At 65.9% G+C, this 24,387-nt stretch carries 20 protein-coding genes and 2 pseudogenes; 7 read left to right on the top strand and 15 right to left on the bottom strand.

The genetic code is table 11. The features are described from left to right. Positions 1 to 279 precede the first annotated feature (279 nt). The 5 genes from ACIHIX_RS39570 to ACIHIX_RS39550 all read right to left on the bottom strand — a co-directional run bounded on the left by ACIHIX_RS39570 (position 280) and on the right by ACIHIX_RS39550 (position 10,478). Entirely contained in the window at positions 280 to 564 is a 285-nt protein-coding gene (locus ACIHIX_RS39570; protein WP_399965118.1) for a contact-dependent growth inhibition system immunity protein, read from the bottom strand. Continuing rightward, complete coding sequence (locus ACIHIX_RS39565; protein ID WP_399965148.1) at positions 564 to 7,664, bottom strand: polymorphic toxin-type HINT domain-containing protein; 7,101 nt, start codon at positions 7,662 to 7,664, stop codon at positions 564 to 566. The genes ACIHIX_RS39570 and ACIHIX_RS39565 overlap by 1 nt, the downstream gene beginning before the upstream one ends. A gap of 520 nt (positions 7,665 to 8,184) precedes the next feature. Then, complete coding sequence (locus tag ACIHIX_RS39560; RefSeq protein WP_399965116.1) at positions 8,185 to 8,928, bottom strand: hypothetical protein; 744 nt, start codon at positions 8,926 to 8,928, stop codon at positions 8,185 to 8,187. Positions 8,929 to 9,466: 538 nt separating this feature from the next. Further along, positions 9,467 to 9,940: a hypothetical protein gene (locus ACIHIX_RS39555; RefSeq protein WP_399965114.1), complete on the bottom strand. Its 474-nt coding sequence runs from the start codon at positions 9,938 to 9,940 to the stop codon at positions 9,467 to 9,469. Positions 9,941 to 10,019: 79 nt separating this feature from the next. Next, the gene (locus tag ACIHIX_RS39550; protein ID WP_399965112.1) at positions 10,020 to 10,478 is read right to left on the bottom strand and encodes an SMI1/KNR4 family protein; all 459 of its coding nucleotides are present in this window, start codon (positions 10,476 to 10,478) and stop codon (positions 10,020 to 10,022) included. A 302-nt stretch (positions 10,479 to 10,780) separates the two neighbouring features. Here ACIHIX_RS39550 and ACIHIX_RS39545 point away from each other — a divergent pair, with 302 nt between their 5' ends. Continuing rightward, positions 10,781 to 10,936, top strand: coding sequence for a hypothetical protein (locus ACIHIX_RS39545; RefSeq protein ID WP_399965110.1), 156 nt, complete (start codon positions 10,781 to 10,783; stop codon positions 10,934 to 10,936). Between the two features lie 24 nt (positions 10,937 to 10,960). Here ACIHIX_RS39545 and ACIHIX_RS39540 read toward each other — a convergent pair whose 3' ends face one another. Next, the gene (locus ACIHIX_RS39540) at positions 10,961 to 11,278 is read right to left on the bottom strand and encodes a DUF6300 family protein (RefSeq protein WP_399965108.1); all 318 of its coding nucleotides are present in this window, start codon (positions 11,276 to 11,278) and stop codon (positions 10,961 to 10,963) included. Positions 11,279 to 11,558: 280 nt separating this feature from the next. Between ACIHIX_RS39540 and ACIHIX_RS39535 the strand changes: the two genes are divergently transcribed. Continuing rightward, positions 11,559 to 12,008, top strand: coding sequence for an IPT/TIG domain-containing protein (locus tag ACIHIX_RS39535; RefSeq protein ID WP_399965105.1), 450 nt, complete (start codon positions 11,559 to 11,561; stop codon positions 12,006 to 12,008). A 565-nt stretch (positions 12,009 to 12,573) separates the two neighbouring features. Here ACIHIX_RS39535 and ACIHIX_RS39530 read toward each other — a convergent pair. Further along, positions 12,574 to 12,789: a hypothetical protein gene (locus tag ACIHIX_RS39530; RefSeq protein WP_399965103.1), complete on the bottom strand. Its 216-nt coding sequence runs from the start codon at positions 12,787 to 12,789 to the stop codon at positions 12,574 to 12,576. A 258-nt stretch (positions 12,790 to 13,047) separates the two neighbouring features. Between ACIHIX_RS39530 and ACIHIX_RS39525 the strand changes: the two genes are divergently transcribed. From ACIHIX_RS39525 to ACIHIX_RS39510, 4 genes and pseudogenes are all read left to right on the top strand, one after another. Next, positions 13,048 to 15,084: a cell wall-binding repeat-containing protein gene (locus ACIHIX_RS39525; RefSeq protein ID WP_399965101.1), complete on the top strand. Its 2,037-nt coding sequence runs from the start codon at positions 13,048 to 13,050 to the stop codon at positions 15,082 to 15,084. Between the two features lie 753 nt (positions 15,085 to 15,837). Further along, complete coding sequence (locus tag ACIHIX_RS39520) at positions 15,838 to 16,521, top strand: HNH endonuclease family protein (protein ID WP_399965099.1); 684 nt, start codon at positions 15,838 to 15,840, stop codon at positions 16,519 to 16,521. 259 nt (positions 16,522 to 16,780) lie between these two features. Continuing rightward, positions 16,781 to 17,077 (top strand): hypothetical protein, encoded by a 297-nt coding sequence (locus tag ACIHIX_RS39515; RefSeq protein WP_399965097.1) that lies wholly within the window; start codon positions 16,781 to 16,783, stop codon positions 17,075 to 17,077. A gap of 126 nt (positions 17,078 to 17,203) precedes the next feature. Then, a pseudogene (locus ACIHIX_RS39510) lies at positions 17,204 to 17,641 on the top strand (chitinase); the annotation flags it as partial. Positions 17,642 to 17,669: 28 nt separating this feature from the next. On the opposite strand, the gene ACIHIX_RS39505 reads toward ACIHIX_RS39510, so the two are convergent. Then, positions 17,670 to 18,110 carry a hypothetical protein gene (locus ACIHIX_RS39505; RefSeq protein WP_399965095.1) on the bottom strand — a complete coding sequence of 147 codons (441 nt, stop codon included), beginning with the start codon at positions 18,108 to 18,110 and terminating at the stop codon, positions 17,670 to 17,672. A gap of 316 nt (positions 18,111 to 18,426) precedes the next feature. After that, positions 18,427 to 18,858: a hypothetical protein gene (locus tag ACIHIX_RS39500; RefSeq protein WP_399965094.1), complete on the bottom strand. Its 432-nt coding sequence runs from the start codon at positions 18,856 to 18,858 to the stop codon at positions 18,427 to 18,429. A gap of 426 nt (positions 18,859 to 19,284) precedes the next feature. Here ACIHIX_RS39500 and ACIHIX_RS39495 point away from each other — a divergent pair, with 426 nt between their 5' ends. Beyond that, positions 19,285 to 19,641 (top strand): hypothetical protein, encoded by a 357-nt coding sequence (locus tag ACIHIX_RS39495; protein WP_399965092.1) that lies wholly within the window; start codon positions 19,285 to 19,287, stop codon positions 19,639 to 19,641. A 26-nt stretch (positions 19,642 to 19,667) separates the two neighbouring features. Here the strand turns inward: ACIHIX_RS39495 and ACIHIX_RS39490 are convergent, their stop codons facing one another. The 6 genes and pseudogenes from ACIHIX_RS39490 to ACIHIX_RS39465 all read right to left on the bottom strand — a co-directional run bounded on the left by ACIHIX_RS39490 (position 19,668) and on the right by ACIHIX_RS39465 (position 24,359). Further along, positions 19,668 to 19,952, bottom strand: a complete 285-nt coding sequence (locus tag ACIHIX_RS39490; protein ID WP_399965090.1) for a hypothetical protein — start codon at positions 19,950 to 19,952, stop codon at positions 19,668 to 19,670. A 158-nt stretch (positions 19,953 to 20,110) separates the two neighbouring features. After that, positions 20,111 to 20,530: a hypothetical protein gene (locus ACIHIX_RS39485; protein ID WP_399965088.1), complete on the bottom strand. Its 420-nt coding sequence runs from the start codon at positions 20,528 to 20,530 to the stop codon at positions 20,111 to 20,113. An 800-nt stretch (positions 20,531 to 21,330) separates the two neighbouring features. Next, positions 21,331 to 22,099 (bottom strand): annotated as a pseudogene (locus tag ACIHIX_RS39480) (transposase). Positions 22,100 to 22,106: 7 nt separating this feature from the next. After that, positions 22,107 to 22,445 carry a hypothetical protein gene (locus tag ACIHIX_RS39475; RefSeq protein WP_399965086.1) on the bottom strand — a complete coding sequence of 113 codons (339 nt, stop codon included), beginning with the start codon at positions 22,443 to 22,445 and terminating at the stop codon, positions 22,107 to 22,109. A gap of 301 nt (positions 22,446 to 22,746) precedes the next feature. Next, the gene (locus ACIHIX_RS39470; protein ID WP_399965084.1) at positions 22,747 to 23,733 is read right to left on the bottom strand and encodes a Dyp-type peroxidase; all 987 of its coding nucleotides are present in this window, start codon (positions 23,731 to 23,733) and stop codon (positions 22,747 to 22,749) included. Positions 23,734 to 23,930: 197 nt separating this feature from the next. Then, the gene (locus ACIHIX_RS39465; protein WP_399965081.1) at positions 23,931 to 24,359 is read right to left on the bottom strand and encodes a hypothetical protein; all 429 of its coding nucleotides are present in this window, start codon (positions 24,357 to 24,359) and stop codon (positions 23,931 to 23,933) included. Positions 24,360 to 24,387: the final 28 nt, after the last annotated feature.

Below are 24,387 nucleotides of genomic sequence, written 5' to 3'. Positions count from 1 at the left end.
AGTCGTCGCCCCCGACGGCCGGGCCGGCGGGGGTGGGCCCGGCGTATTGGATGCGCTCGAGAATGCGGCGGGTGTCGCACCGCGCGTAGCGGTCGGTGATCTCGGACAGATACACATACCTCTGGCCGTGGTCGTCGTTTCCGTCCGGCCGTCGTCGTCCTTCACCACGCCTCAACATGATGTTGGAAACCCTCCGTCTGACGTTGCCGTCAATTACTGCCGTCAGACAGCCGAGAGGCCCCTCCGGAACCTTCAGAAGGGCCTCTCGCTTTGCTTTTGCTACAGAAGCGCGTTGATCATCTGACGGAACCAGACCGACATCTCCATCCCGTCCTGGCGCGGGTCGTAGCAGGCTCCAGCCCTGTCGAGCCAAAGCGCAGCTAGCTCCTCCTCGCACCCACCCGAACTCAACACCCTTTCCATAGCACTTCTCAGTTCCTCGACCACCTCGGGAGGTTCACCGTCTCGGAACTCCGTCAAGATGTGAATAGGATTCTCCGCCTCCAGGTCATAATCTTGATGGAAATAAGCCTGTGCAAGATATTGAATTCTCTCCATGTCCATCACAGACTCGGGTATGAGGTGACGATGTTGTACCCGTTTGGCATCGAAGGATTCCGCTGCAGGACGGTGGTCACCCCCGAAGGCTGTACGAACGTCTGCGTGGCACGCACGTACACCCTTCCATCCGTACGACTCATCGGCCCGTTAATCACCAGACGCCTTTCACTTCCCGAAAGCCATTGAGAGATTTGCCCTTGATTGGCGGCAAGATTTCCACCCGTAGCCCTCTCCGCTGCTGCCAAATCAGTGAATGTTGAGGAGTGGCGAATATTCCGGGCTACCAGTTCAGCATCAGTCTTGCCGACGTGCCGTGCGATCGCGTGGCCACCCGCAGCCTCATGCTGGACAAGATTGCAGTTGCTGTTGTGAACCAGCACCGGAATCTTCCCCGCCAGCACATAATACGTGTGCAGGTCGTCAACGGTGAGGTTGTACGTCTTCGCGCGGTCACTGTAGGCCCGGTTGGCCGTGACGATGACAGTTTCGCCATTATCAGTGAGCAGGGTCATTCCGGCGGTGAGGTCGCCGGCCTCGATCCAGTCGTTCTCGGACGGCGACCAGAACGGATGCTCGTATGTCGCCGTCAGTTTTTCTATGCCGTCGCCCGTTGCGATGGACAACTCGTTGAAGAGCTTGTCGCCTTCGGTGATGATGAGTCGGGTGACTTCTCGGGAACCGGTTTTTCCGGTTTCCGGATCAGTGGCTTGGACCTTGTCCCCTGGCCGGACATCCTCAATAGCCTTGGTGGTGCCATCTGCCATGAGAATTTCAGTTCCGGCCAAGAAGCACTTGGTGCAGCTTGCAAATTTCAAGGCCCCCTTTAGCAATGAGCCGTAACCGAAACTGAAAAGCATCGTGAATTCGCTGTAGCCTATTTCATTTGTCCGTTCCCAAATCCGGGCGTCTTTCGCGCATTCGTCGGAATTATTCAGGCAGTAGGTGGCTGCAATTTCCTTTGCTCCCGCAACGTCCTCTGGATGCTCGAGGAGGTGGTTACGGGCACGGCTGCAGGCACGGCGGCCAAAGCAGAGTACTTCTGGTACACCGAAGGCGTTGGTTTCGGGCAACCAGTAGCCGCCCGCCATGTTCGAACTTTGGCTGGGGCTTGCAAGGGCGAATTGGGTGAGCAGCCCACGGCTGTCCTCCGATGACGAAGTTACCGAGTCCTCCCAGCTCTCGCTGTTCTGGCTGTCGTCATAGGGATCGTCGCCGCCGCTGATACCAATGGGTTCGGTCAGAAGACCGGTGGGGTCTGAGTAGTTGATGGGGTCGTTGGCGCTGTAGCTGTAGGCGGAGAGGTTTTGCGGGTCGTAGGGGGTGCTGAGGGGGTCAGCGCTGAGGAAGCGGCCGAGGAGCGGGTCGTAGGCGCGGGCGCCGAGGAGGGAGAGTCCGGTGCTGGTGTCTTCGGTTTTGCCGAGGAAGCCGTTGTCGGTGCCGGTGGGCAGGGTGCCACCGCGTTCGTCGCCGAAGGGGGTGTAGCGGCGGCGGGTGGTGGTGCCGGTGGTGGCGTCGACGGCGAGTTGGGTGGAGGCCTGGGTGTCGGCCATGAGGTAGGTGACCTTGCCGCCGGCGGCGGCGGTGCCTTCCGTGGTGCGCATCGCGACCGTTGCACCGCCGCTGGTGTAGTAGCGGGTCGCGGTCACCTTGTCGTCGGCGATGCGCACTTCCATGCCGCCCAAAGAGACCACCTTCTCCTGCGGGGTGGTGCGGAGCAGGAGGTTGCCGTCGGCGTCGTAGGCGTAGCGGGTCAGTTCGCTGCCGCCGCTGGTGGTCGTCTTGACGGTGGCGAGCTGGCCGAGCTTGGTCCAGTCGTAGTCCGTGGACTTGCCCGGGGCGACCCGCGTGTCCATCTGGCCGGCATTGTCGTAGGTGAGGGTCTCGGTACCGGTTGTGGTGCCTGCGGTGATGGTGTTGATCTTGCGGACGCCGTGCGGCTGTGCGGCGTTGGCGGTGGTCCAGGTGCCGGCGTCGTCGTAGCCGGGGTAGAGGTAGTCGCGGGTGGTGGCCGTGCCAGCCTGGTCCGTGTCGGTGACGGACTGCAGGTTGCCCATGCGGTCGTAGGTGTAGTCCGTCTCGTAGGGGTCGGGGCCGGTGAAGTCCGAGACACCCAGGAGACAGCCGGCTCCGGTGGAGCGAGTGTGGGCGCCGGTCAGGCGGCCCTGCCGGTCGTAGAGGAAGCACTGCGACTGCGCGGTCTGGCCGGTGGCCTGCTCGCGGAGCTGGGTGAGCTTGCCGTCGAAGTCGTAGGTGTAGGTGTCCTGTTGCCGCTCCAGCTTGGTGGGAGTGACGGCGGGGCCAGAAGCCGTGGTCGTGATGATGCTCTGCAGACGGCGGGTGCCGTTGTCGTCGTAGTAGCCGTAGGTGCGCTGGGCATTGGCGGCGGTGCTGCTGGTGAGGGTGGGGCCATAGGAGCGGCTGGTCAGGCGTCCGTAGGCGTCGTAGTCCGTGTCCCGGACATACGTCTGCAGAGGAGAGATGACAGTGCGGGGCCGACCGTAGTCGTCGTAGCCAGCGGTGACGGTCTCCTCGGCGAGCCCGCCCGCCTCGGGATAGGTGACCGAGGTGAGGTGGTCGGCCGCGTCATAGCCGTAGCTGGTGGTGTAGTCGCCTGCCAGCCCGGTGACCTCGTCGGGGATGGTGACGGTGGTGCTCAGCGGCCGGCCGCGGTCGTCGAAGCCGCCTGTCTTGGTGGTGTAGATCCTGCCTTCGCTGTCCTGGCTGGTCGTCTCTGTGATCTGGCCCTTGCCGCCGGTGACACCGATTCCATCCCATTTCCAGGAGGCGAGCTGGGTGCTGCCGCTGGATACCGAGGTCCTGCGGCCCAGGTTGTCGTAGCCGTAGGTGAGCACCGTCGACCGGTTGATGACGGGGTAGTTGTAGTTGCTGGTGACGGTGTCGATGCGGCCGTTGTTGTCGTAGGTGGTGTCGCTCTTGCGCGCGTCCGGATCGAGGGTCGTGATGCGCTGGCCGGCCCAGTCGTAGGTGTACGTGGTGGTGTTGCCTCGGGCGTCGGTGATTGTCTCGAGGTTGCCCTTGGCGGTGTAGCCGTACGAAGTGGTGAAAGTCGAGGTGCTGTTGTGCTCGACGACCTTGGAGGTCTGCCCGTACACGTCGGTGTAGGTGTCGGTGGGGTCGGCCACCGCGGGCGTGACGGTGGTGTAGTCGCCGAAGTACTGCGTGACCACCCGTCCGTTCAACGAGCTCGTGGTCGTGGACCCGTTCCCGACGAGGATCTGGGAGACCGTGGTGCGGCCGGCCCAGTCCAGGGTCAGGTCGGTATAGGAGGGCAGGTCCTCAACCTTGGGGCTGGCCGGGCCGCCGGAGCCTGCGGTGCCCACGTTGGCGAAGACGGCCGAGGTTCCGGTGACGTTGCCAGCCGTGTCGTAGCGGGTGACCGCCACCTGCCGGTTCGCAGTTCCCATATTGCCGTCGGGGAGGGGCGTCTGTGTTTCACGGGTGCGGCCGAGGCCGTCGGTGTAGGCGTAGGCCGACAGGTAGGTGGTCCCGGACTGCAGGGTGTGGGTGGCCACCTTCGGGAAGCCGTTGACCGAGTCGGGGATGCCGTTGCTGGTGGCGGTGGGGGTGCTGTAGCTGAACTTCAGCGACGGGGACGTGCCGGTTTCGGTCGGCTTCCACACCTCGGTCGGACGGCCCGCCGCGTCCAGGGTGATCTTGGTGATCTTCCCGTTGGGGTCCTTGGTCTGGTACAGCACACCCCAGAACCGGGACGTCCACACCGTGCTCGACAGAGCCGGCCGCAGATCACCGACGACACTGCTGGGCTTCGGCGTCGTGGTCGTGACGCCGTCAACCGGCCAGGTGTTGGTCGGGTTGTAGGTGGTGGTGGTGCGGTTGCGGTCGGCGTCCTCGGTCCAGGTGACGCGGCCCGCGTCGTCGTAGTCGGACCGTGCCTTGATGAAGTCGGTCGTGCTGGCGCTGGCGTACTTGCGGGTCTCGGTGGCGTTGCCGTCCACCGGCTTGTTGCTCGCCACGTCGGCGGCCTTGTCGTACAGCGAGACCGTGTAAGCGTCCTGGTTGGCCGCGGCCCGATCCGTACAGCCGACCGCGTAGTGGCGGGTCTCGTCGGTCAGGATCATCCACCGCTGGATTTTGCTGCCGTCGTAGTAGTCGGTGTTGTAGGCGCGGCCGTAGGTCGTGCACTGGTTGTCGGCAACGTCGGCCTCGCCCTGGTCGTCGGTGCGCAGTGGCAGGCCGTAGGTTGCGGAGGCTGGTTCGGTGGCGTCGTATTCGTTCTGGACGACGTGGGTGCGCCAGCCGGTGGAGATCTTGGTGAGGGTGGTGGTTTCGTCCTCGCGGACGAAGCGGGCGTCGGGCAGGCCCTCGTAGGTGGAGGTGACGTGGTCCCAGTAGTGGTGGAAGACCCTCTCCTGGGAGCTGCCGGTGTCGTCTCTGTTGGAGGTTTCGATGGTCTTGCCCTGCAGCCAGGGTGAGTCGGTGTATGCGGTGCCTTCGCCGTCGTAGACCTTGACCGAGCGGGTGGCCGTGGTGTCCTTGGCGGTGCGGTCGCCGTCCAGGCCGCGGTAGAGCCAGTGGAACGTGGAGTGTTTGACCGTGCCGGTGCCGGAGGTGACTTCGACCTTCTGGTAGCCGCGCCAGTCCGTCCAGGACTCGTCGGCGTCCTTGGTCAGGGGGTCATTGCCGAAGCGCCAGCCGGCGCCGCCCTGGTAGTCGTAGCTGGTGGTCATCGTCGGGGCGCCGTCCTGGCTGTCGGTGACCGTCGGGTCGACGGTCACCGACATGACCAGGAACTTCTTGAACCAGCCCGTCTTGGCGTCGGTCTCGCCCTCCGGGGTCCACTTCTGTCTGAAGCAGTCCTTGGTGTTGGAGGCCTCGCTCGGCAGGGCGTCGATGCTGCACGGGTTGGGCGAGCCGTAGTCGACGGTCGTGGTGGCGCCCAGGTCACCGTGGATGGTGTTCACGCGGCGGAAGTTGAGCTCGGTGGAGCCGACCTTGTTGTCCAGGTCAACGCCGTTGAAGTTGATGACCGGCAGGACGATGTCCGTGCCGTTGCCGTATGTCTTGCGCTGGACGTAGTCCAGCCACAGCGTCTTGCCGATCGTGCCCTCGGGGTTGGGCAGGCCGTGCTTGGTCTGGTACTGCTGCACCAGATCCCAGCCGCTCATGGCTGTGTTCAGCACGAACGTCTTGATGTCCCACAGCATGTCCTTGCTGAAGAACGTCGGGTAATAGGTTTTGCCCGCGCAGTAGTAGTCCGCCGAGGTGCCGTCGCACATCAGGTCGACGGGCACGTCCGGGTACGAGGTCGGCTTGGAAGCGATCGAGGGGCAGGCGCCCGGCTCGCTGCGCAGCGGATCGGCGTCCCCCATGCGCTCCACACACCGGCCCACATGCGACAGCTCAACCCGGCCGGTCGGCTTGGACCCGGTGATCTGGGTCGGCCAGCCGTACTCGACCGCCTTCAGGTAGCCGCCCGCGGTGTAGGAGCGGGCCTTGTCGGTATTGGCGACCGAGCGGTAGTAGTTGCTCTCCTTGTCGTAGAAGTAGACCGACTCGACCTCGTTGGCGTCCACCGTGCGGTCCAGGCTCCACCGCCAGGCCTGCGTGCACGGCTCGGGGAACTGGTCGTGGCAGGGCTCCCCGGCATCGTTGCCGACCACCGGCACCGTGAACACCGAGCCGGTGGCGGCGCCGGTGCGCTCTGAGCGGCCCCAGCCGAAGTAGTAGTGCTTGCCGTCCGGGGTGGAGATCACCCAGTACTCGTCGTCCGCGCCGTGCCCGCCGTCCAGGTGCTGCACCCGCCAGCCCGGATCGTCCCGCAGGTGGTAGGAGCCGGTGCCGGTGTTGTCCTGCACCAGCGTCGAGGACACGCCGTTGAGGTTGATGACATAGACCGCACCGTCCGGCTCATCGGTGCTGTTGGGCGAGTCCCAGCACAAGTCCCCGATCGTGGACAGACCGTCCTGGCTGCAGTTGCGGTATTGGCGCTCGATGAAGCCGACGCTCAGGTCCCAGCCCATACCGACCCAGGACGCCTGATTGTTCGTCGCCGACGTACGGCCGTCCACGGACTGCGAGTTGTATGTCATCGCCAGCGACGGCGCCTCGCCCATGGCCGGCTTCGGCAGACTGACGGGAAGGTTGTAGGTGAAGGCGCCTGACCCGGTGGCCACCTCCCATGAGCCGGTCGGGGAAAGGGTGGAGGCCCGGTAGTCGCCCTTGTCCGATGACGAGCCCGTGTTCAACAGGAACGCAGAACCCGAGGCCGCAGCCAGCTGCGTGGACAGGCCGTCACTGTCCGGCTCCGCAGTCACCGTCGCCGTCAACGTGCCCGCGGCGGTGTCGTTCTCGACCGGAACGAACTCCCGGTCGGTGCAGCCTTCGGCCTCCGGCGTCTGCAGCGCGCAGTCCGGGACCTTCACCAGGCGGAGCCGGGAGGCGAAGTCACCGCCGTAGGCGTACTTGAAGCCCGAGTAGTCGATCGCTACCTGCACCTGGCCGGGCGAGGTCACTCCGTCGGTGCGGGTGACTTGTACACCCAGGCCAACACCGCCGGCCGGAGCGACCTCAGCGCGGTCCAGCACCCGCACATCCACCTGCTCCGGCGACACCACATCCCCGGCAGGCTCGCCGGCACCATCCGACGCTGATGGCGACGGCTGCGACGACGGATCGGTGCTGGGGTCGCCGCTGGCAGGCGCGGCCGTCGCCTCGGCGCTCCCCGACGCGCTGGGCTCCGGGGAGGGCGAGGGCGGCTCTTCTGCGGCAAGCCGCTTCCCAGCGAGCTGAGTCGTGGCAGCGCCGTCGCTCTCGGGCAGCGGTGCCACCTCGACCACGTCGGCAACCTCGGTGGCGGCGTCCTGGCTGGGTGTGGCGGAGACAGGGGCGGTCGGTTCCGGTGTGACCGTGCCCGGCTCCCCGGGCTCGGCCTGCGACAGATCCACCGTCGCCTGCGCCGCCGCCGGCCAGGACGGCTCCGGCAGCGCCTTACCGGCCTCCTCGGCCTCCTGCGCCGGTACCGCTCCCAGCGACTGCGACGGCACCAGGGGCGTGGAACTCCCCGAGTCCGCGGCTGCCGACGGTGGGGACAGCACCGTCCCGGTCGACAACAGGCCCGCCATCACGGCGCCCGCAATCGTCACGGACAACCAACGCGCACGCCGAGCAGCCACTCGAACCCCCGCCCCACCCAGCCCCGCACACGTGTGCACGAGCCACAGACCAATGAGAAACACCCGACCACCGGCTCCGAACGGCCGTGCTCCCCAGCACGATGACGCCGCCCCGACCCGAAAGTTGATCAGTGAAGCGAGACAGTAACTGCCATGAACATCCTGCGAACAGAGGACCAAACGGACGGTTCCACCCCCCGGTCGGTGACTCTGATCACAACCGCACAACCCCAGGTCACAAGCTCGCGCCGACAGGCAGACGGAAGGTTTCCGGTGAAAACGCCGCCCGCCGCACGCCTCCCCCAGCTGGAACTGACGGCGTCTGTACCTCGCGGCCCGACGCTTTCGGACGACATCCGCGCTCTGACGCAGCCGAAGCGCCCGGCGCATCCCCATGGCGCTCCAGGGGGCACAGGGGCTGTGCCCTGACCAGGGCTCAGCCCCCGTTGCCCTTCCTGCTCACACCAGGTCAGGCGAGCTTCTTCAGCTGTGCATCCAGGACGTCCTGGGGGATGGCCGGCGGCTGGACGGGATTGAGGGACAGGAACGTGGCGATCGTGGAGTCCTGGCGAACGACCAGGACCGTCACAGGAATCTCGAGCCCGGCACCACTGCCGACAATCACCTGGGTTGCGTCAAAGGCCACAGCCTCATCGCCGTAGCCGGAAACCGGGCGCGACTGGGCACCGGTAAATCCCAGCCCGGCATCGGGATGCGCGGCAGAGGGGCGCATATCGGCGGTCGTGCACTGCGCGAGCGCCGTCCGCAGCTCGCTCATCACCGACTGGGCGTCGGCACGGGTGTAGGACGCCAGGCTCACACTCGCATGCTGCCCCAGTCCGTCCGAGTCGGACACCACGTCCTGGACGACCTGCGCGGTGAAGTCATGCAGGCTGCCCAGCTGCGCAGCCGCGTAGACAGGCCGGCACGGCGCGGGCGTGGCGGCACGGTAGGCCGTCACGCTGCCCCGATCCACCGGACGGCCCTTGCCCGAGACCGTGGTGACGCCGTAACCAGGCACGTCCTGCGCGCTCAACGCCAGACGGTCCAATGCCTTCTGACTGAGCCCCTTCCCACCCTCAGAAGCCTGCTCCCCCAAAGCCCCCTGCGACGCCGCACCCGCAGACACGCCGGACCCCGAGTTCACCCCTCCCCCATCGTCGCCCCCGCCGGCCTTGCCGCACGCGCCGGCCAGCGCCAGCAGCGCCGCCACACCCGCCACCGCAACGACCCGTCTTCTGGCCGCAGAACCCCGCATCATCCACCCCTCCCCAGGTACCCCGTCCGGGCGCACCCGCAGAACAAGCCCCGGCATATGCCGGGGCTCAAGTTGCAGGGAGCCTAGTGGGACACCAGAGGAACCCCTTCACCTGATCCGACACCAAGGCGAGCACTGCACACCCAGGCTGGCGGCAGCCTGCCGGCAACGCGGGTGAACCAGATGAGCCCAAGCACGACGGTTGTCACACCGGCAGGCTCGTCACCTCGCGTCCGTGGCCGCATCGGGGCGACGTCCGCAGTGGATGGCACCGGTCGATCGAACTCACACCGGCCTGGTGTGGATCGACGGACAGGAAGCCGGGTCGGACAAGCTGACCTCCCAGAAAGCCTCGGCGTCGGCCCCCCGACACCACGGCGACACGTGCGGTCGGCGCGGCGGTCCCAGGACGAACCGCCGGAGCGGAACATGCCGCAGCTCCTAGCAGTTCCACACCTGAGTGGTGGGAAGCCTTGTGGTCCCCAGCCCGGCGCTACCCCAGCTGCGCGGGCGTGAACGCGGCCGCGTCTCCCTGCCACTTCTTGTGCACCCAGAGCCGCTCACCGGCCAGCTCGATGGGGGCCCAAGTCCCGGACATCGGACCGATCCGCGTCCCTTGAGGCAGTCGGGCAATCACCCGGATCGGCCTCACACCAGCGAACCGCCCGTACTCCAGCACGACGACGTTGCGGTCCGTCACAAGCACCCCGCGCCGAGTGGTGAACCCGTTGGCAAGAAACGCCCCGGCGAGCCCGCCCAGGAAACCGCCGAGAAGACCGGCAGCACCTTCAGCCTCTCCCATCGCAGTAAGAAGAACCCGCACCCCGACCGCCGCGACCATGAAGAACACGATCCGAAGTCGAGGATTGATCCCGCCCTGAGCCAACACCACCCGCCGGACCCGCTCATCGGGCTCCAGAAATCTCTGCGCCCGCCCAATTACCTTGCCTGACAACGTCGATATCACGACACTCCACACATAGAGAAACAAGTAATACAATTACCGACTAACAGCACCTACCAGAACGGGCGTTGGGGGCCTGTGCTTACAGGCATCCCGCATCGCCGCCAGCGCTGAACCCTGTCAGGACGCGTTCCAGCAACTCCAGGAACTGTCGGAGGTCATCGGCCACCTTGTCGAACTCCGGGTTATCCAGCGACGCCGTCCGCGTCCGGTAAACGGCCCCCTCGGGCCCCGCGACGTAGATCAGGCCGCCGCCGTTCGAGCCGATGCCCAAGCCACAGGCCTCTTGGTCCGTACCGACGTCGACAACGCCGTGCTCCTGGAGCCACAGCAAGACGTCGCCGGCCGGATCGAGGAAGTAGCCGTTGCCGACGTCCTCCCAGCTGACATCGCCGACGCTCTTGTAGAGGGTGAGCAGGTCAGCTGGTGCAGTGGTGAGTTGGGCGAGCGTATGCGCCGCGGCTTGATCGTCGTGGTCGGCCAGCCGGACCTGGTTGGTCCCAGGGGGAAAGCCGTGCCGATGCTCGAACTCGCCTGTCATGGCCGTGAGAGTCTCGGAAACTCTGTCTGTCCACGAGGCCAGCCAGGCAGGCGAAAGCGATCGGTCACTCATGAGGCCGGATCATGGCATGAGCCACGGACATCCATGGAGTGCCCAGCGATTCCAGCGCCAGCGCACGCCCTGAGCTACACGCCCTGAGCTGCCGAGCGATGTTGAGGCAGCAGGCCTGACTCCGCTCGGGACCACGTTCGCGTTCGTCGTCGTCATCGTCTGGCGCCTCTTGCCCGGCGGACTGCCCGACATGCTGAACCGCCTGGACGCGGTACCGCACGACCGCCACTGTGCGAGCACTGGTCGAGGACTCGGATGCGGACAAGCGCCAGGCCGGGGTGGACATGGTGCGCGCCGTGTACGGGGTGGGCGGCGGCCCGGAGACCCAGACCGCGCCCGCTGCCCCGGAGCAGCTGCCCGCCAGCCCAGGCGATCCCCCGCCCTGACCACCCGACAGCAGTGGGGTGGGGTCAGTCCTGTGCGTGGGGGTCGTCTCCGGCCGGGTGGAAGACGAAGCCCATGGCTTCCATGGTCTCGGTCTCCCACATCTCGAACAGCAAGGGCAGGTCGACCGCGCGCCGGGCGGGATCGCGTTTCCAGCGGATCAGGTCGGCTGCGGCCGGGCGGTGGCCGTCGCAGTCCTCGCACAGCTCCATCATCACGCCCGGCGCCGGCGCCCTCCAGTACAGCACCACCTCCCGGCCGCACCGCGAGCAGGACACTCGTTCCTTGTCCTCGCGGCGCCGGTCCACGGCACTGTCCAGGCGGTGGAGTTCCCCATCGGTCACCGCGTCGAGGGACCCGTCGATGTTGGGCGTGCGCCAGAACGAGCCGTCAGGACGGACCAGCTAGCGCCACTCGAAAGACATGATCGTGCCCCCTTGGAACAGATGTGGTGCAATGCGCCACGATGTGCCCGCTCTGGAGAGACCGTCAAGAGCGGTGAGGCCCGGTCACGGCGGTGTGGCTGATGAAATGCAGTGACACATGCGCTCACTTAGCATGATCAGGCGTGGACACTCCGTTACGGTGTCGCGCGTTCAGGCCCTCAAGCGACAGGGCTGAGCCATGGCACCCGTCATCACCCACCTGAGTCCTCCTGGCGCCTCACCGGCTGGAGGCGACGAACTGACGATCACTGGGTCGGGATTCACCGGGGCCACGAGGGTGTACTTCCGGGATCAGAACCGCAAGGAAACCAACGCGAAAACGTTCCGCGTGATCAGCGACACCAAGATCACCGCGACCACTCCTGCCGTAGACGCCGGCACGCACCACGTCTACGTCGTGGCCGGGGGCAGCACGTCCACCACGCCATCGACAACGGTGATCGCACCTGACGGGGACGGCATGGCCGCAACAGGAACGTTCGGAGTCAATGTGACGTCGGCCCCGTCCGACGCCAACCGGCTGCAGTTTTTCGATGCGCCAAGTTCCGAGCTAATGGACGCCGCCGTCAGGGACGACCCCTATGACGAATTGCGTAAACAGATGGGCATTCCCGGATCGGGCCAATGATCTGACACCTCGTACGGCGCACTGAACCCGGGGCCGCCTGGACGTCGACCGGATGCAGCCCAAGCTGTCCGGCCTGCCGCTGCCCCATCCCGCTGACAGCCCCGTGGTGCTGGCGGCGGACCGTAGCTTTTGGAACGGCGTCGCCCGTCTGGGAGAGCGGGAGCCGGTACCGGGTTCAGGTGTGGAAGGTGTCGACCACGCCCTCGTCTTCGCCCTCCCGCTGGTCGCTGCCCGAACCCATGCGCGCCGTGCCGGTCAACGACCCGGCCCTGCCCCAGGGGTGGGCGGCTCAGCCCAAGTGGGACGGCTACCGTGCACTTGCCGGACTCTGTTGGGGATCTTGGTGTCGGCGGATTCAACTGCCCAGGGTTCGCCAGGACTTCGGGCGAGGGATCTCGCGCTGGTCGAGGTAGTTCTGGAAGGCAGTCGGCTGGCGGGGTGTGGGGGTTTCCCCAGCCGGTGGCAGTCCGCCGAGACGGTCGCCCGCGCTGACCTGTCCCTGGTGGCAGGTGACCTGCTGCTTGTCGTAGTCGATGTGGAAGTCGTCCCAGGCGAAGCCTTCGCCTCAGCGGTGCTGGCGGGTGGGGTTGCTCTTCAGCGGACCGGAGACGGTGACCTGGTGTTCACGGGCGGCCTGTTCCAGGTGGGGCAGAGAGGTGTAGCCGGCGTCGACCAGGTGCCCGGCGGGCAGCAGGCCGCGACGCGCGAGGCGGGTGTGGATGCCGGGCAGGACTTGACTGTCGTATGTGGTGGCCGCAGTGGTGGCGACATCCGTGATCACGTTGGGGCCGTCGGCAGCACAGGTCTCGGTCAGATGAGCGGCGAACCCCTTCCAGCTGAGATGTGTCCGTGCCGCGCGTAGCGGGCCGCCGGGCTCGCGCGCAACGAGCGGGATCGGGAGCTGCTGCTGGGGCGAGCGGCCGCATGCGAAAGGTAGGACCCTTCCCTCGAAACTATGTTCCCATGCGTCCCCGTGGCATCTACAGTTACTCCGCCCCTGTACGGGGCCTGTGTTCGTGATCCATGGGGGGTCAACAACTTGAGACAGTTCACGCGCCGCCGTGCCGCGGTGCTCGCGACCGCGGCGGCGCTCGCCGCGGTGGGCACGCTGGCCGGCGCTCCGGGCGCCGCCGCCGACGACGCCGGGCCCTGGCCGGGCACCGAGGGCAAGATCCTCACCGACGGCCCGACGCTGGTCGATCCGGCCACCGGGACCGCCACCCAGGTGGGCACCCACACGGGGGACTACGCGGTCTGGGCTCCGGACGGCAGCCGGATCGTCTCCGAAGGGGGCCGGCTCGCCAGCGAACGGCCCGACGGCAGCTCGCGGTTCAGCCTGCCCTGGGCGACGGGCGTGCGCTCCAGCGCCGAGCAGAAAGACATCGCCTTCTGGTGGGGCGGCCGCTACATCGTCTACTCCACCGGCGGTCAGCTCGTCTACGGCCCCTCCGACGGCGCGTGGGCCCCCAAGCCCCTGCTGTCGGCCACCCAGGAGCCGGCCTCCGTGTGCGACGAGGACCCGACGGTCAGCCCGAACGGCCTGGTGGCCTTCTCCCGCCGCATCAACTACGGCTGCTATGACAACGACGGTGTGTGGGTCTACGACTCGTCCGCGAAGACGGTCAAGCGCGTCATCGCCGACGCCGTGCAGCCGGCGTTCTCCCCGGACGGCACCAAGCTCGCGTTCGTGCGGAGCGTGAACGGCCAGCTGTTCACGGCGAACGCCGACGGCACCGACGCCAAGCAGATCACCACCGACGGCCGCGGCTACGCGAACCCGTCCTGGTCGCCGACCGGCGCCCGGATCATCGCCGACGTCCACACGTCCGGCGACAGCTCCGACGTGCACACCACGGAGTACGTCGACGTGGCCACCGGGACGCCGACCGCGATCCCCGGCACGCCGAAGGGCAGCAACCCCAGCTGGCAGCCGCTGCGCAAGAACTCCGCGGGCCGTGTCTGGGGCTCCGACGTCTACGCCAGCAACATCGCCTCCTCGCGCTGGACCTGGAACACCTACGGCGGCACCAAGGTCCCGGGCCTGATGGATGCCAAGGCCGCCGTGCTGATCAACCGCGACGACTCGGCGTACTCGCTCACCGCGCCCGCCCTCGCCGGCAAGAAGCACGGCCCGGTCCTGGGCACCACCAAGAGCGGCCTGACGACCGCGGTGAAGAACGAGCTCAAGCGCACCCTGAAGCCGGGCTCGAACGTCTACCTCATCGGTGGCACGTCCATCCTGACCAGTACGGTCTCCTCGCAGGTCAGCTCGCTCGGCTTCACCCCGAAGCGGCTGTCCGGCACCGACCGCTACGCCACTTCGGTCGCCGTCGCCAAGTCGGTGACGAGCAGCCCGAAGTACGTCTTCCTGGCCACCGGCACCGACTACCACTCGGCGCTCGCGGCCGCCGCGGCTGCCGGGGCCGACGGCACGAGCAGCGCGGGCAGCGTCGTGCTCAACAACGGCAACTCGCTGACCTCGTCGGTGAAGTCATACCTGAACAGCCTGAACCCGAAGAACACCATGATCATCACGGTGGGTTCCTCGGCGAAGTACGCCCTGACGCACACGTACTTCTCCAACTGGCCGTCGACGTTCTCGTACTACCCGATCACGGCGCCGACGAACGAGGCCACCTCGGTCGCCATCGCCAAGTTCTGGTGGTCCGCGCCCAGCACCGCCGCACTCGCCTACACCAGTTCCTGGCGCGGCGGCGTCTCCGCTGGTGCGGCCATGAACGTCTTCGGGCCCGTCCTGTGGACCGCCAAGGACAGCCTCTCCAGCGAGGTCAAGAGCTACCTGCTGCGCGAGTCGGCGAGCACGAACTCCGTGATCGCGTTTGGCGGCACCGGTTCGGTCGCCAAGGCCGCCCTGGACACCGCGGGCGCCGCGATCAGCGCGAGCGCGAGCCAGTTCGTGTACCACCCGTACTACAACGGCGTCATCCCGGCAACGTCCCTGCAGAGCACCTACGCGGCCCGGACCAACGGCGGTCAGCCGGACACCGTGACCCGCACGGGCCCGACCGGCTCGGACCCACACCTGGAATCTTTCAAGACGGTCCAACACCAGTAGTCCGTCAGGTGGCGGGGGCGCCGATCAGCCGATCGGCGCCCCCGCCACCCGGGCCAGGAACACCGTCGCCGCTTCACACCTCCCCTTGACCGCGACCCGAGGGACGCGAGACTCACGGTCAGGCTCATGGGTCGGCCCGCGTCGCCGAAGTCAGCGTGGATGTCGCCAGAGACAGCGTCGGCCGCTGGCGCCACCCAGCACCCGTCGCCAAGAGGCCCTACTGGCGCAGGAATACCGCAGCCCTGGAATACGTGCCTGGTACCAGCTAGCCGCACCGACATCGCGCCGGGCGACGTGCCACTGTTCGGGACAGCGTGACGCCAGCCGTCGGTCAGTCGTTGGACCGGCTGGTCAACGAAGTGCACCACAGGACCCCGGTCGGCTTGTCATGACACGGCCGGGGTCTCGTGCCACTGAGCACGGCCTCGCGCGCCCGGCCCGGAGCACGGCTTTGCCCGCCAAGACGAAGGAGCCTGGCGGGCACCCGGCCAGTCTGGCACTAAAGCGCCCGCCTCGCGCGGCGAACCAGCACCTTCTCCCACCCCAGCCGCCGGGAATTCGTCGCGTGCCGCCGAACGCTGAGGACTGGCCGGCGCCCCTACCAGCAGCAGGGCGCCTGGGAACACGCGGATCGATGATGCGACTTACCCGCCCAGGAGAGTGAGCCAAGCACCGAAGCCCGCACGCGAGGAGTCCCCCTGCCGCTACGAAGATCCCGGACCTGTTGGTGATCTTCGAGAGGAACCCTGCTCCGTGCGTCTTGCCCGCACCGCCGCCGCGGCCGCCGCCGTCTGCGCTCTGACCGCCCCGCTCACCCCCAGCACCGCGCACGCCGTCGGCGGCGCGCACGCTGCTCCCGGCGACACCATCGCCGCACCCGTCCGCGAGGCGCTGGCCGCCCTCCCCGTCCAGGACGAAGACCGCACCGGCTACGAACGCACCAAGTTCCGCCACTGGATCGACGCCGACCGCGACGGATGCACCACCCGCGCCGAAGTGCTCCTCGACGAAGCCGTCACCGCCCCCGAACAGGGCCCGAACTGCGCACTCACCGGTGGCAGTTGGTACTCGCCGTACGACGACACCTACTTCACCGCCGCCCGCGCCCTCGACATCGACCACCTGGTCCCGCTCGCCGAAGCCTGGGACTCCGGCGCCTCCGCCTGGACCTCCGCCGAACGCCAGGCCTACGCCAACGACCTCGACGACCCCCGCGCCCTGATCGCGGTATCCGCCACCAGCAACCGCTCCAAAGCTGACCAGGACCCCGCCACCTGGCAGCCCCCGGCCGCCGGCTACCACTGCACCTACGCCACCGACTGGATCACCATCAAAACCCGGTGGGGCCTGGCCATCGACACCGCCGAACAGGCCGAGTTGACCGACATCCTCAGCGAATGCCCGAACAGCCCCGTCGAAGTCACCCTCGCCCGCTGAGAGAAGACGGCTGTCATCCAGGGACAGCGCGCCCCGGGCGGTACCCCTGGACCCAAGCCAGTCCGACTATGCCTCGTCCGCGCCTTCGGTGAGGTTTCCAACTCCCGGGGCCGCCCGGACTGCGGTCCGGCGGACTCGCCGAGGAATATCTGCGTCAACCGGACCGACGAAGCCGGCGTGCGCAACGCGCCAACCGCTCGTTGAGCCCGGCAGATGTGTCAGGGACACCTACCGTCCCCCTGGGGAAAGGTGAACAGGCATGACCGATGCCCGGATCATGACAGCCGAGCAGGCGCGGGGCATTTTCGGCGGGACGGCCGGGGATTCTCTGCGTACCGAGGCAGGACTCTGGTACGACTTCTTGCAGTCGCGGTTCGAGGAGGCCGAGCGGGCGCCGAAACATCACCGGCTGCTTGGCGAGGCGTACGGCCGCCTCACCGCGTCCCTAGTCCACAACGACATTGAGGCGTCACTGGAATCCCTCAACTGGATGCGTGGCGAGGCACAGTTCTTCGCAAACCATCCCGACTTCCCCGCCAATCTCATGGGGGTGTAGGTCTTTGGGGCATCCGCATCGCACTGCGATCACGCTCGAGGCTCCGTCGGTTCCCGGCCAAGCCCCACAGCTTGGGGGTGAAGTCGGGGTAGGTTGCCTCGGGCAGCGGACGGCTCCCGTTCAGCGCAGACGATCGACATGCAGTCGACGTCGAACGGCTACTTCCAGACCGCGCTCAACATCAAGGACGTCCTCACCGTCGTTAACATGCAGTACTACAACAGCGGTTCGATGCTGGGCTGCGACGGCAAGGTGCACTCGCAGGGCTCGGTCGACTTCCTCACCGCGCTCGCCTGCATCCAGCTGGAGGGCGGACTCGCCCCGTCCCAGGTGGGGCTGGGCCTGCCCGCCTCGACGAGCGGCGCCGGCAGCGGGTATGTGTCACCGACCGTCGTGAACAACGCCCTGGACTGTCTGACGAAGGGCACCGGCTGCGGTTCCTTCAAGCCGTCCAAGACCTATCCGGACCTGCGGGGCGCGATGACCTGGTCGACCAACTGGGACGCGTCGGCCGGGAACGCCTGGTCGAACGCGGTGGGACCGCACGTGCACGGGTTGCCGTAGGACTTGCCAGAGCCAGATTGAACGGCGGTTACTGCTGGGCCGAGGCCATGCGGCGCAGCAGGTCGGCTTTCGCACGCACGGCAGTGCTCCGCAGGATCGTATCCTTGGCGAGCCCTCCGCGCCGGTTACGCTCCTCGCGTTCCTCGCGGGCCTGGTCTTCCTCGATCGCGTCGGCGGCCTCACGCAAGATGGTGGCCCGGTCCGCGTGGGGCACCGTGTCGGCGTCGACCACCTCATAGGTTTCGGCGAAGATGGCGCCCTCGCAGGCGTAGTGCTCGCCGCGCACCCCCTCGATCAGCACCCAGCCGGGCGGGATCTCATCCGGCTCCGCGCCCCGCTCCATCGTGCGGATCCTCAGGACCAGCACGCCACCTCGCTCGTCAGCGCGGACGAGGTCGTCCCCGAGGAAGGTACGCACCGCAGGCAGATCCCCCTCCCGACCGGCCCAGAGCAGCGTGCGCACGGTCACGGCACGCTTGCGGGCGAGAACGACTGTCGCAGTGGCTCCTGAGCAGCGAGTAGGACGGCCAGCAGTCACTTCAACTGAGGCGTTGATGTCGCAAATTCGGGTATGACGCCACGAGCTTTGCACACGCCGTCCTCACCCGGCACTCCGCAGACCCTTGGAGCATCGGCGCAGCCCATTCACTCGCTCGGTGTCGATGGCGGTCCCAAGTCATCAGCACCGAGCTGCGCTTGCGTTATCGGCCGATAGCCGTCGACCGATCGGCTCCACCAGCTGAGTGTTCTGCCTCTGGGAAGGAGGTTGGGCTGGTGGTCCCGGATCACGATTGGTCGGGCCGGATCCACTCACGAGCACCGGCTTCCCGCATCAGGCGCGCAGCTGTGACAGGGTCGGCTAGGAACGGATGCACACGCCGCACGTAGTCGGCCTGCCCTCGCAGCGATTTCTGCAACTGATTCAGGTTTCGGGCACTGTAGGAAATACGGCCGCGCTTTTCAACAACCCCAGTTGCTATGGCCAGCGGCTCGATGTCCACTGTCAGGTCGACGGTGTCGGTGGCGATTTCGACGTCACAGGAAGCAGTCCCCTCCATGACATCGAGCAAGATCCGATACTCAACTCTAGCGCCCTTGTAGTGAGAACTCGGTGCGATTCGTTCGCTCTCCTCAGGCCCTGCGAGCCTGAGGTCGTCTGCCAGTTCAGCGAAGGCTGTACGAACCTCGTCGAAGAAGTTGACCTTGCGTCGAGCCACGCGCCTCCACCCTCGCTTTCCTTGTGCAGCCGCAAATTATCCTTTTCGCTCCCCATGAAGCCACAGCCGCAAGACCGAAGCATGGATCACGACGTACCCTGTCGACGCCATTCATCAGCCCCGGCTTTGCGCATCAGGCTCCCGACTTTGGACGGGTCGGTGCAGTTGGCCCCACTCCTCTGGCTTGGCCCAGCTCTACGACAAAACCGGGCACAGCCACCTCCGTTCAGGACAGGCCCTGACCTGCCCGCGGCTTCCAAAACAGCCTGCCGTCGCCACCCTCGAGCACCTCCGTCTGGAGACCGGTCCCGACGTGGCCTTACTCGGCGAACTGGTGACGAGGTCCGTGGCCCTTCGAATTGCCTCGCTCGACGGCGGCTTCCCCAAAGCCCTCCTACCCCGCCGAGCCGGCGGCATACTGGTGCTATGCCTGCTGACGAGGACTGGCTCGACCGTCTCCTGAACTTGCCACGCGACTACAAGGAAGGCTCCAAGAGTCCACTGCAACTTCTTGAGGAGGCCAATCCGCCTCGTCTGGAAAAAGCAGGATTCACCCGGTTGGTGACCGAACGCCTGCGACGCCGACCCGAGCTGATCAAAGACTGGCAGCTCTACTCCGATAACAGGAGGACCACCCCCCTCCTGTACATGAAGGAGGACGGAGAGGTCGGCGTTTACGACCACGGGTACACGGACGTCGTTCGGCACGACAACAAGGTGGACGCCTGCGCCGACTACGTGGTCCGCCAGACCGAACGCCTGCTGGAGATAGCCGGTGGCTGACCCACGCCAACGGGCCATAGTTCATCTCACCTCCTCGCACCGATGCCTGGGACCATGGCGTTCCTGCTCGGGGTGAACACATATCCCTTGCTGAGGAGATAGAGATTCTCCTTTTGGAATCCGGTCCCCGCCTTTGCCCTGCTGGGAGAACTGGCGAGCCGGAATCCGTGGCCCTTGGAGATACCTCGGTCAAGGAATTTCATGTTCTCCGCCCAGATGGCATCATCCGACATCCTCGCGGCGAATCTTTCCGGTATCTGTATAGCCCTCCTCAACCCACTCTCCGTAGAGGCTTGCAGCGACGCCTTCATGCCCTGCCGGTGGCCTCACGGTCGGACGGCAGCTGGGCTAGTGCTAGAAGATCACAATGGGGCGCGCCAGCTCCATTCGCGGGCATCGGCATTCCGCATCGCGTTCTCGACTGTGGCAAGGTCCACCCGGGAGCGGTGACGCTGAATGGCTCATTGCGTTACTCATTCTTACGCCTCTTCATGTCAGGACCCAGCCTCAATCGATCCATTACTAGCTTACGATTTATAGCGCGGAGCTTATCGCCAACGTCGCTGTCTCGAGCCGCAACTTCTTCTACCTCCGTCAAACGGCTGTAGATAAATTCAAGTTGCCATTCCAGACGCTCCGCGTCGCGAACATCAGGCTCCACCCCATCTAGATAACTAGCCCATACGCGAGGCATCATAACTGGCCTGCCACCCTTGGGGGCAATACCGATATACCACTGCAGCTTCTCCCTCCCTGTAATCACCTCACACTCTTCACCCTCGAATCGGATCAAGATATTTCCGAAAGGACCATCGAGTTCGACATCTACGCGTTCATATCCGGCAGCCAACAGCCAGCGCGAGAAGCCATCCAACCAGTCTTCCTGCATTCAACTCACCATTCCTTTCGGGTTCATGGCGTCCCCAACCGACCGTGGCGGCGATGGCCGCGCTACTCTCACAAGTGCTGTCAGCGCGGACTAACGTGCGGGCGGCGACCGACACGGTGGGGCGGCTCCTATGGATCTCGCCTGCGCCGCCTGGCCGCGCTAACGACCTGACGGTGGCCCTCGCCAGGAGCGCCGAGGTATCCCGGGTCTTGCCGACATGGCCTCCATGGGCACCGACCGGTGAGCGACCATGCCCCTCACACCCCGGCCGAGCCGGGGAGCTCACCCCGCTCCAGCGAACCGTCAACGGTGAGCTGTCCATGTCGTGGCTTCGGTGAACGCGTCGCTCTCAGCCGTGGCCTGGCGGATTAGGCCGTTCGGTGTCGATGGCGGTTCTCTCACCGCGATCGACACCGAACTGCACTTGCGGGGTCGCCGCAGTAGCCATCTACGGATCGACGCCCCTAGGCGGGTGTTCCGTCGATGAGCAGCAGTGCCGCCTGACTCCGGTCACGATGAATCGCGCCGAATCCGTTCACGAGCATAAGCATTACGCATCACGCTCTCGGCTGTGGCAGGGTCAGTGAGGAAAGGATGCACACGTCGTACGTAGTCGGCCTGGCCTTGGAGTGATGCCCGCAACTGATTCAGGTTCCGGGCACTGTAGGAGAGGCCGCCGCGCTTCTCCACAAAGCCGACGGCGATGGCCAGTGGCTCGACGTCCGCCGTCAAGCTAACCGCGTCTAAGCGTTGTCCCGTAAATGATCTCTGACGTGTCGGATGACCTGCTGGCTTCTCCGTCACCCGGTGAGGGTGAGGTTGTGCAGGCGGGCGATGCCGAGCATGGCGTAGCGGACGCCGTCGCCTTTGAGGCGGCAGTCGCGGAGGATCTTCCAAGTCTTCATGCGCGAAGGTGTGCTCGACGCGGGCCCGGACCTTGCGGTGGGAGGCGTTGTGTTCCTCTTTCCAAGCTGGCAGTTCGGTCTGGCCGCGTTCGCGTCGATGCGGGATGACCAGGCCCGTGCCGCGGTAGCCGCCGTCCGCGATGACCGTGGTCTTGCCGACGGCGTCCTTTGCGCCGGAAAGCTCCCATGCCTTGCAGTCGTTGCGGTTGCCGGGCAGGGGCTGGCCGACCGCGACGACCAGTCGGGTGTCAGCGTCGATGACGACCTGGTGGTTGGTCGAATAACGGTAGTTCTTCGACTGCTCGGCGATGGTGTGATCGCGGGTTGGCACCAGGGTGCCGTCCACGATCAGCACGGTGTCCTTGCGGAACCGCTTGCGCTGTTGCAGAGCCAGCGAGGGCCCGAGGTGGTCGATGATGCGATCCGCTGCCGACTTCGAGATGCCGAAGAGCGGGGCGAGCTGCCGCAATGTCAGGTTCGTCCGCCAGTACGCGGCGACCAGCAGGACCCGGTCCTCCAGCGGCAGGCTCCATGGCCGTCCCTTGCGGACGGGGTCTACGCCCTCGCGTCGTAACGCGGTGATCAGCTTGCCGAACTGCCGCGGGCTCAGGCCGCTGAACGGGGCTATCCAGGAAGGTTCCGACGCCGTGATCACACCACTCACTGCGCGATCATTCCATTGCTTCAGGTGCTCCCTGCTCGAACGCGAGGCGGCAGCGTTCAACCTGCTCGGCCACCTGCTCCATGAACCAGCGCATGATCTCGTAGGGGATGACGTGCTCGTCGTGGCTGTGGATGTGAACGGTCGGCTCCAGACTTGAGTCCTCGTCAGGTATCACCGCCACCACGAACGCAGTTCCTGGCAGGTGCGTCTCTGCATTGGGAATGTCAGCCCACGAAGCCGGCGCCGGGACGGCCTCGCTCAGCTCCACACACCAGGCGTCGTCCGGCAAGGCGTAGTGGAACTGGACGGCGTAGTGGCGGCCTGCATGAACGCGCAGCTCTGGCATGTCCGCAGGCTGCCACAGCTGCCACGTCGGAGTCTCGCGAGTATCCGCTCACCACCTGGCGCCACGCCCCACCGACCATTTGCGGGACAGCTCTTAGGTACTCGACGGCTCTCCTATCGGCGAAGCCGCGGCCCGGTACGGCACTTCACGCCAGACGCTGCACAACCGCCCGCGCAGACACTCTGCGCTGGGCAGGCTCACTCAGTGGAGTACGAACTTCGCCCACGCCAGTAACCGGAAACCAAAACTCGGCTCCACCCAACTCGGGACAGTCCGGAGCCTCCATGAGGCCCGGAGCGGCTCACAGAGCTGCATCCATCCATAGTTCGCCTGGTGGTGGGACAAAGAAGTAGCCTCCTCCAATGGTGAGAACGTATTTGGCCATGGCTTCTCCCTCCAGTCGCATCTGCACGGCCTCAAAGCCCTCGGCCAGGTCTCTCTGGAAGCAAGAGAAGATGAGGCCCTGATCTTCGGGGCCTCGGTGATAGTTGTAGCCGCGCCGCACCATCATCGGAGGGCTGCGTCGATCTGGGGCCGCCCTGCGGACATGTGCGTCAAGCGGTGTGTTTCTGCCGTGCGGGTCAGCGGCAAAGACCGGCCGTTCGGTGTCGGGGGTGCCATCGAGCCAGCGTCCATCTCTGTGGCGGCCGATCACGCGTTCTTGTTCATGGCCGGTGTCGCGGTCCCAGAAGGAAGTCGCCAGCCTGATGATCCGTATGACTTGGTAGCTGCCTCCCACCGCCCAGGCGGGCTCACCGTGCCCATCCTGGATGGTGGACCGCTCTATGGTCTCGGCACGTGTATCCGGATTCCCATATCCCTCAGTGAAGTGGAACGGATTCCGGAACAGCCCCTTCCCGTCTTCGATGCGGTTCTCCGGGCGATCCCCTTTCATGCTCCATCGCACCTGCCATTGCGGCAGGGCGCGTAGTATCTGCTCGACTGTTGCACGCAGAGCACGGGCGGAAGTTCCGGTGATCTGAAGGAGGAGATCGCCATGAGACTGCTTTGGATCCAGCACATCGCCCGCGAACGCTGGCATGCGTTTGAGGTATCGCGGCTTGTCCGAAGTTTCGGAAATTAGGCTTTCACCTAACGCCAGCCAAGCGATTGTTGACTTGCCGTCGAGCGCTGCGACAGTGCGCTGTGCGGAACGTAGTGCTCGGTCAGGGCGGTCTCGGCCTGGCACAAGATCAAGAGCGATGATCTGGGCGTAGGGCAGTGGTGCTGTGCCGCGCAGATGGGCCGGCGTTCCGTCTTGGTCAGCGGAGTCGCCGTGCAGCGCCATGGCTCCGGCAAGTGCGAGGCTACCGGTTCCAACGGCGGTGGCGGCGATCGAGGCACGGAGGATCCTCCGTCTACTTGTCGTCACAGAGCGCCCTTGATCGCAATTCTTTCTGAGTGACTCGCTGACATCGTGAACCGACTCATCTCAACGACCTCACAGCCCGGGCTTTGACGTGGCTACACCCATCACAACTGTCACTACGCGCCGCCTTTTCGCCACTCACGGGCACCGGCTTGGCGCATCAGGCTCTCGGCAGTGGCGGCGTCGGTGAAGAACGGGTGTACGCGCTGGACGTAGTCGATCTGTCCTTGGATGGATTTCCTGAGTTGCTTCAGGTTTCGGGCGCTGTAGGAGACACCGCCGCGCTTTTCCACAACTCCAAGTGCCATGGCCAGAGGCTCAATGTTCAGTGTCAGCATGACGGTGTCCGTCTCGGTCATGGCGCTGCATCTCACTGTTCCCTCTGATTCATTGAGAGAGAGGCTGTATTGGACAACTGTGCCCTTGTAGTCGGAACATGGCATGATTTCATCGGTCTCGTCGGGACCACTGAGTCCCAGGCTGGCCGCCGTGGAGGCGCAGGCCGTTCGGACCTCCTCGAAGAAGACCTTCGCTGTCGGAACCACGGGACCTCCTGCATTCGGTTTTCTCGGC

This window comes from Streptomyces sp. NPDC051913, from assembly GCF_044593635.1.
GTDB lineage: Bacteria > Actinomycetota > Actinomycetes > Streptomycetales > Streptomycetaceae > Streptomyces.
Note: the sequence above shows the minus strand (reverse complement) of the source record. Positions and strands in the feature narration are given on the sequence as shown.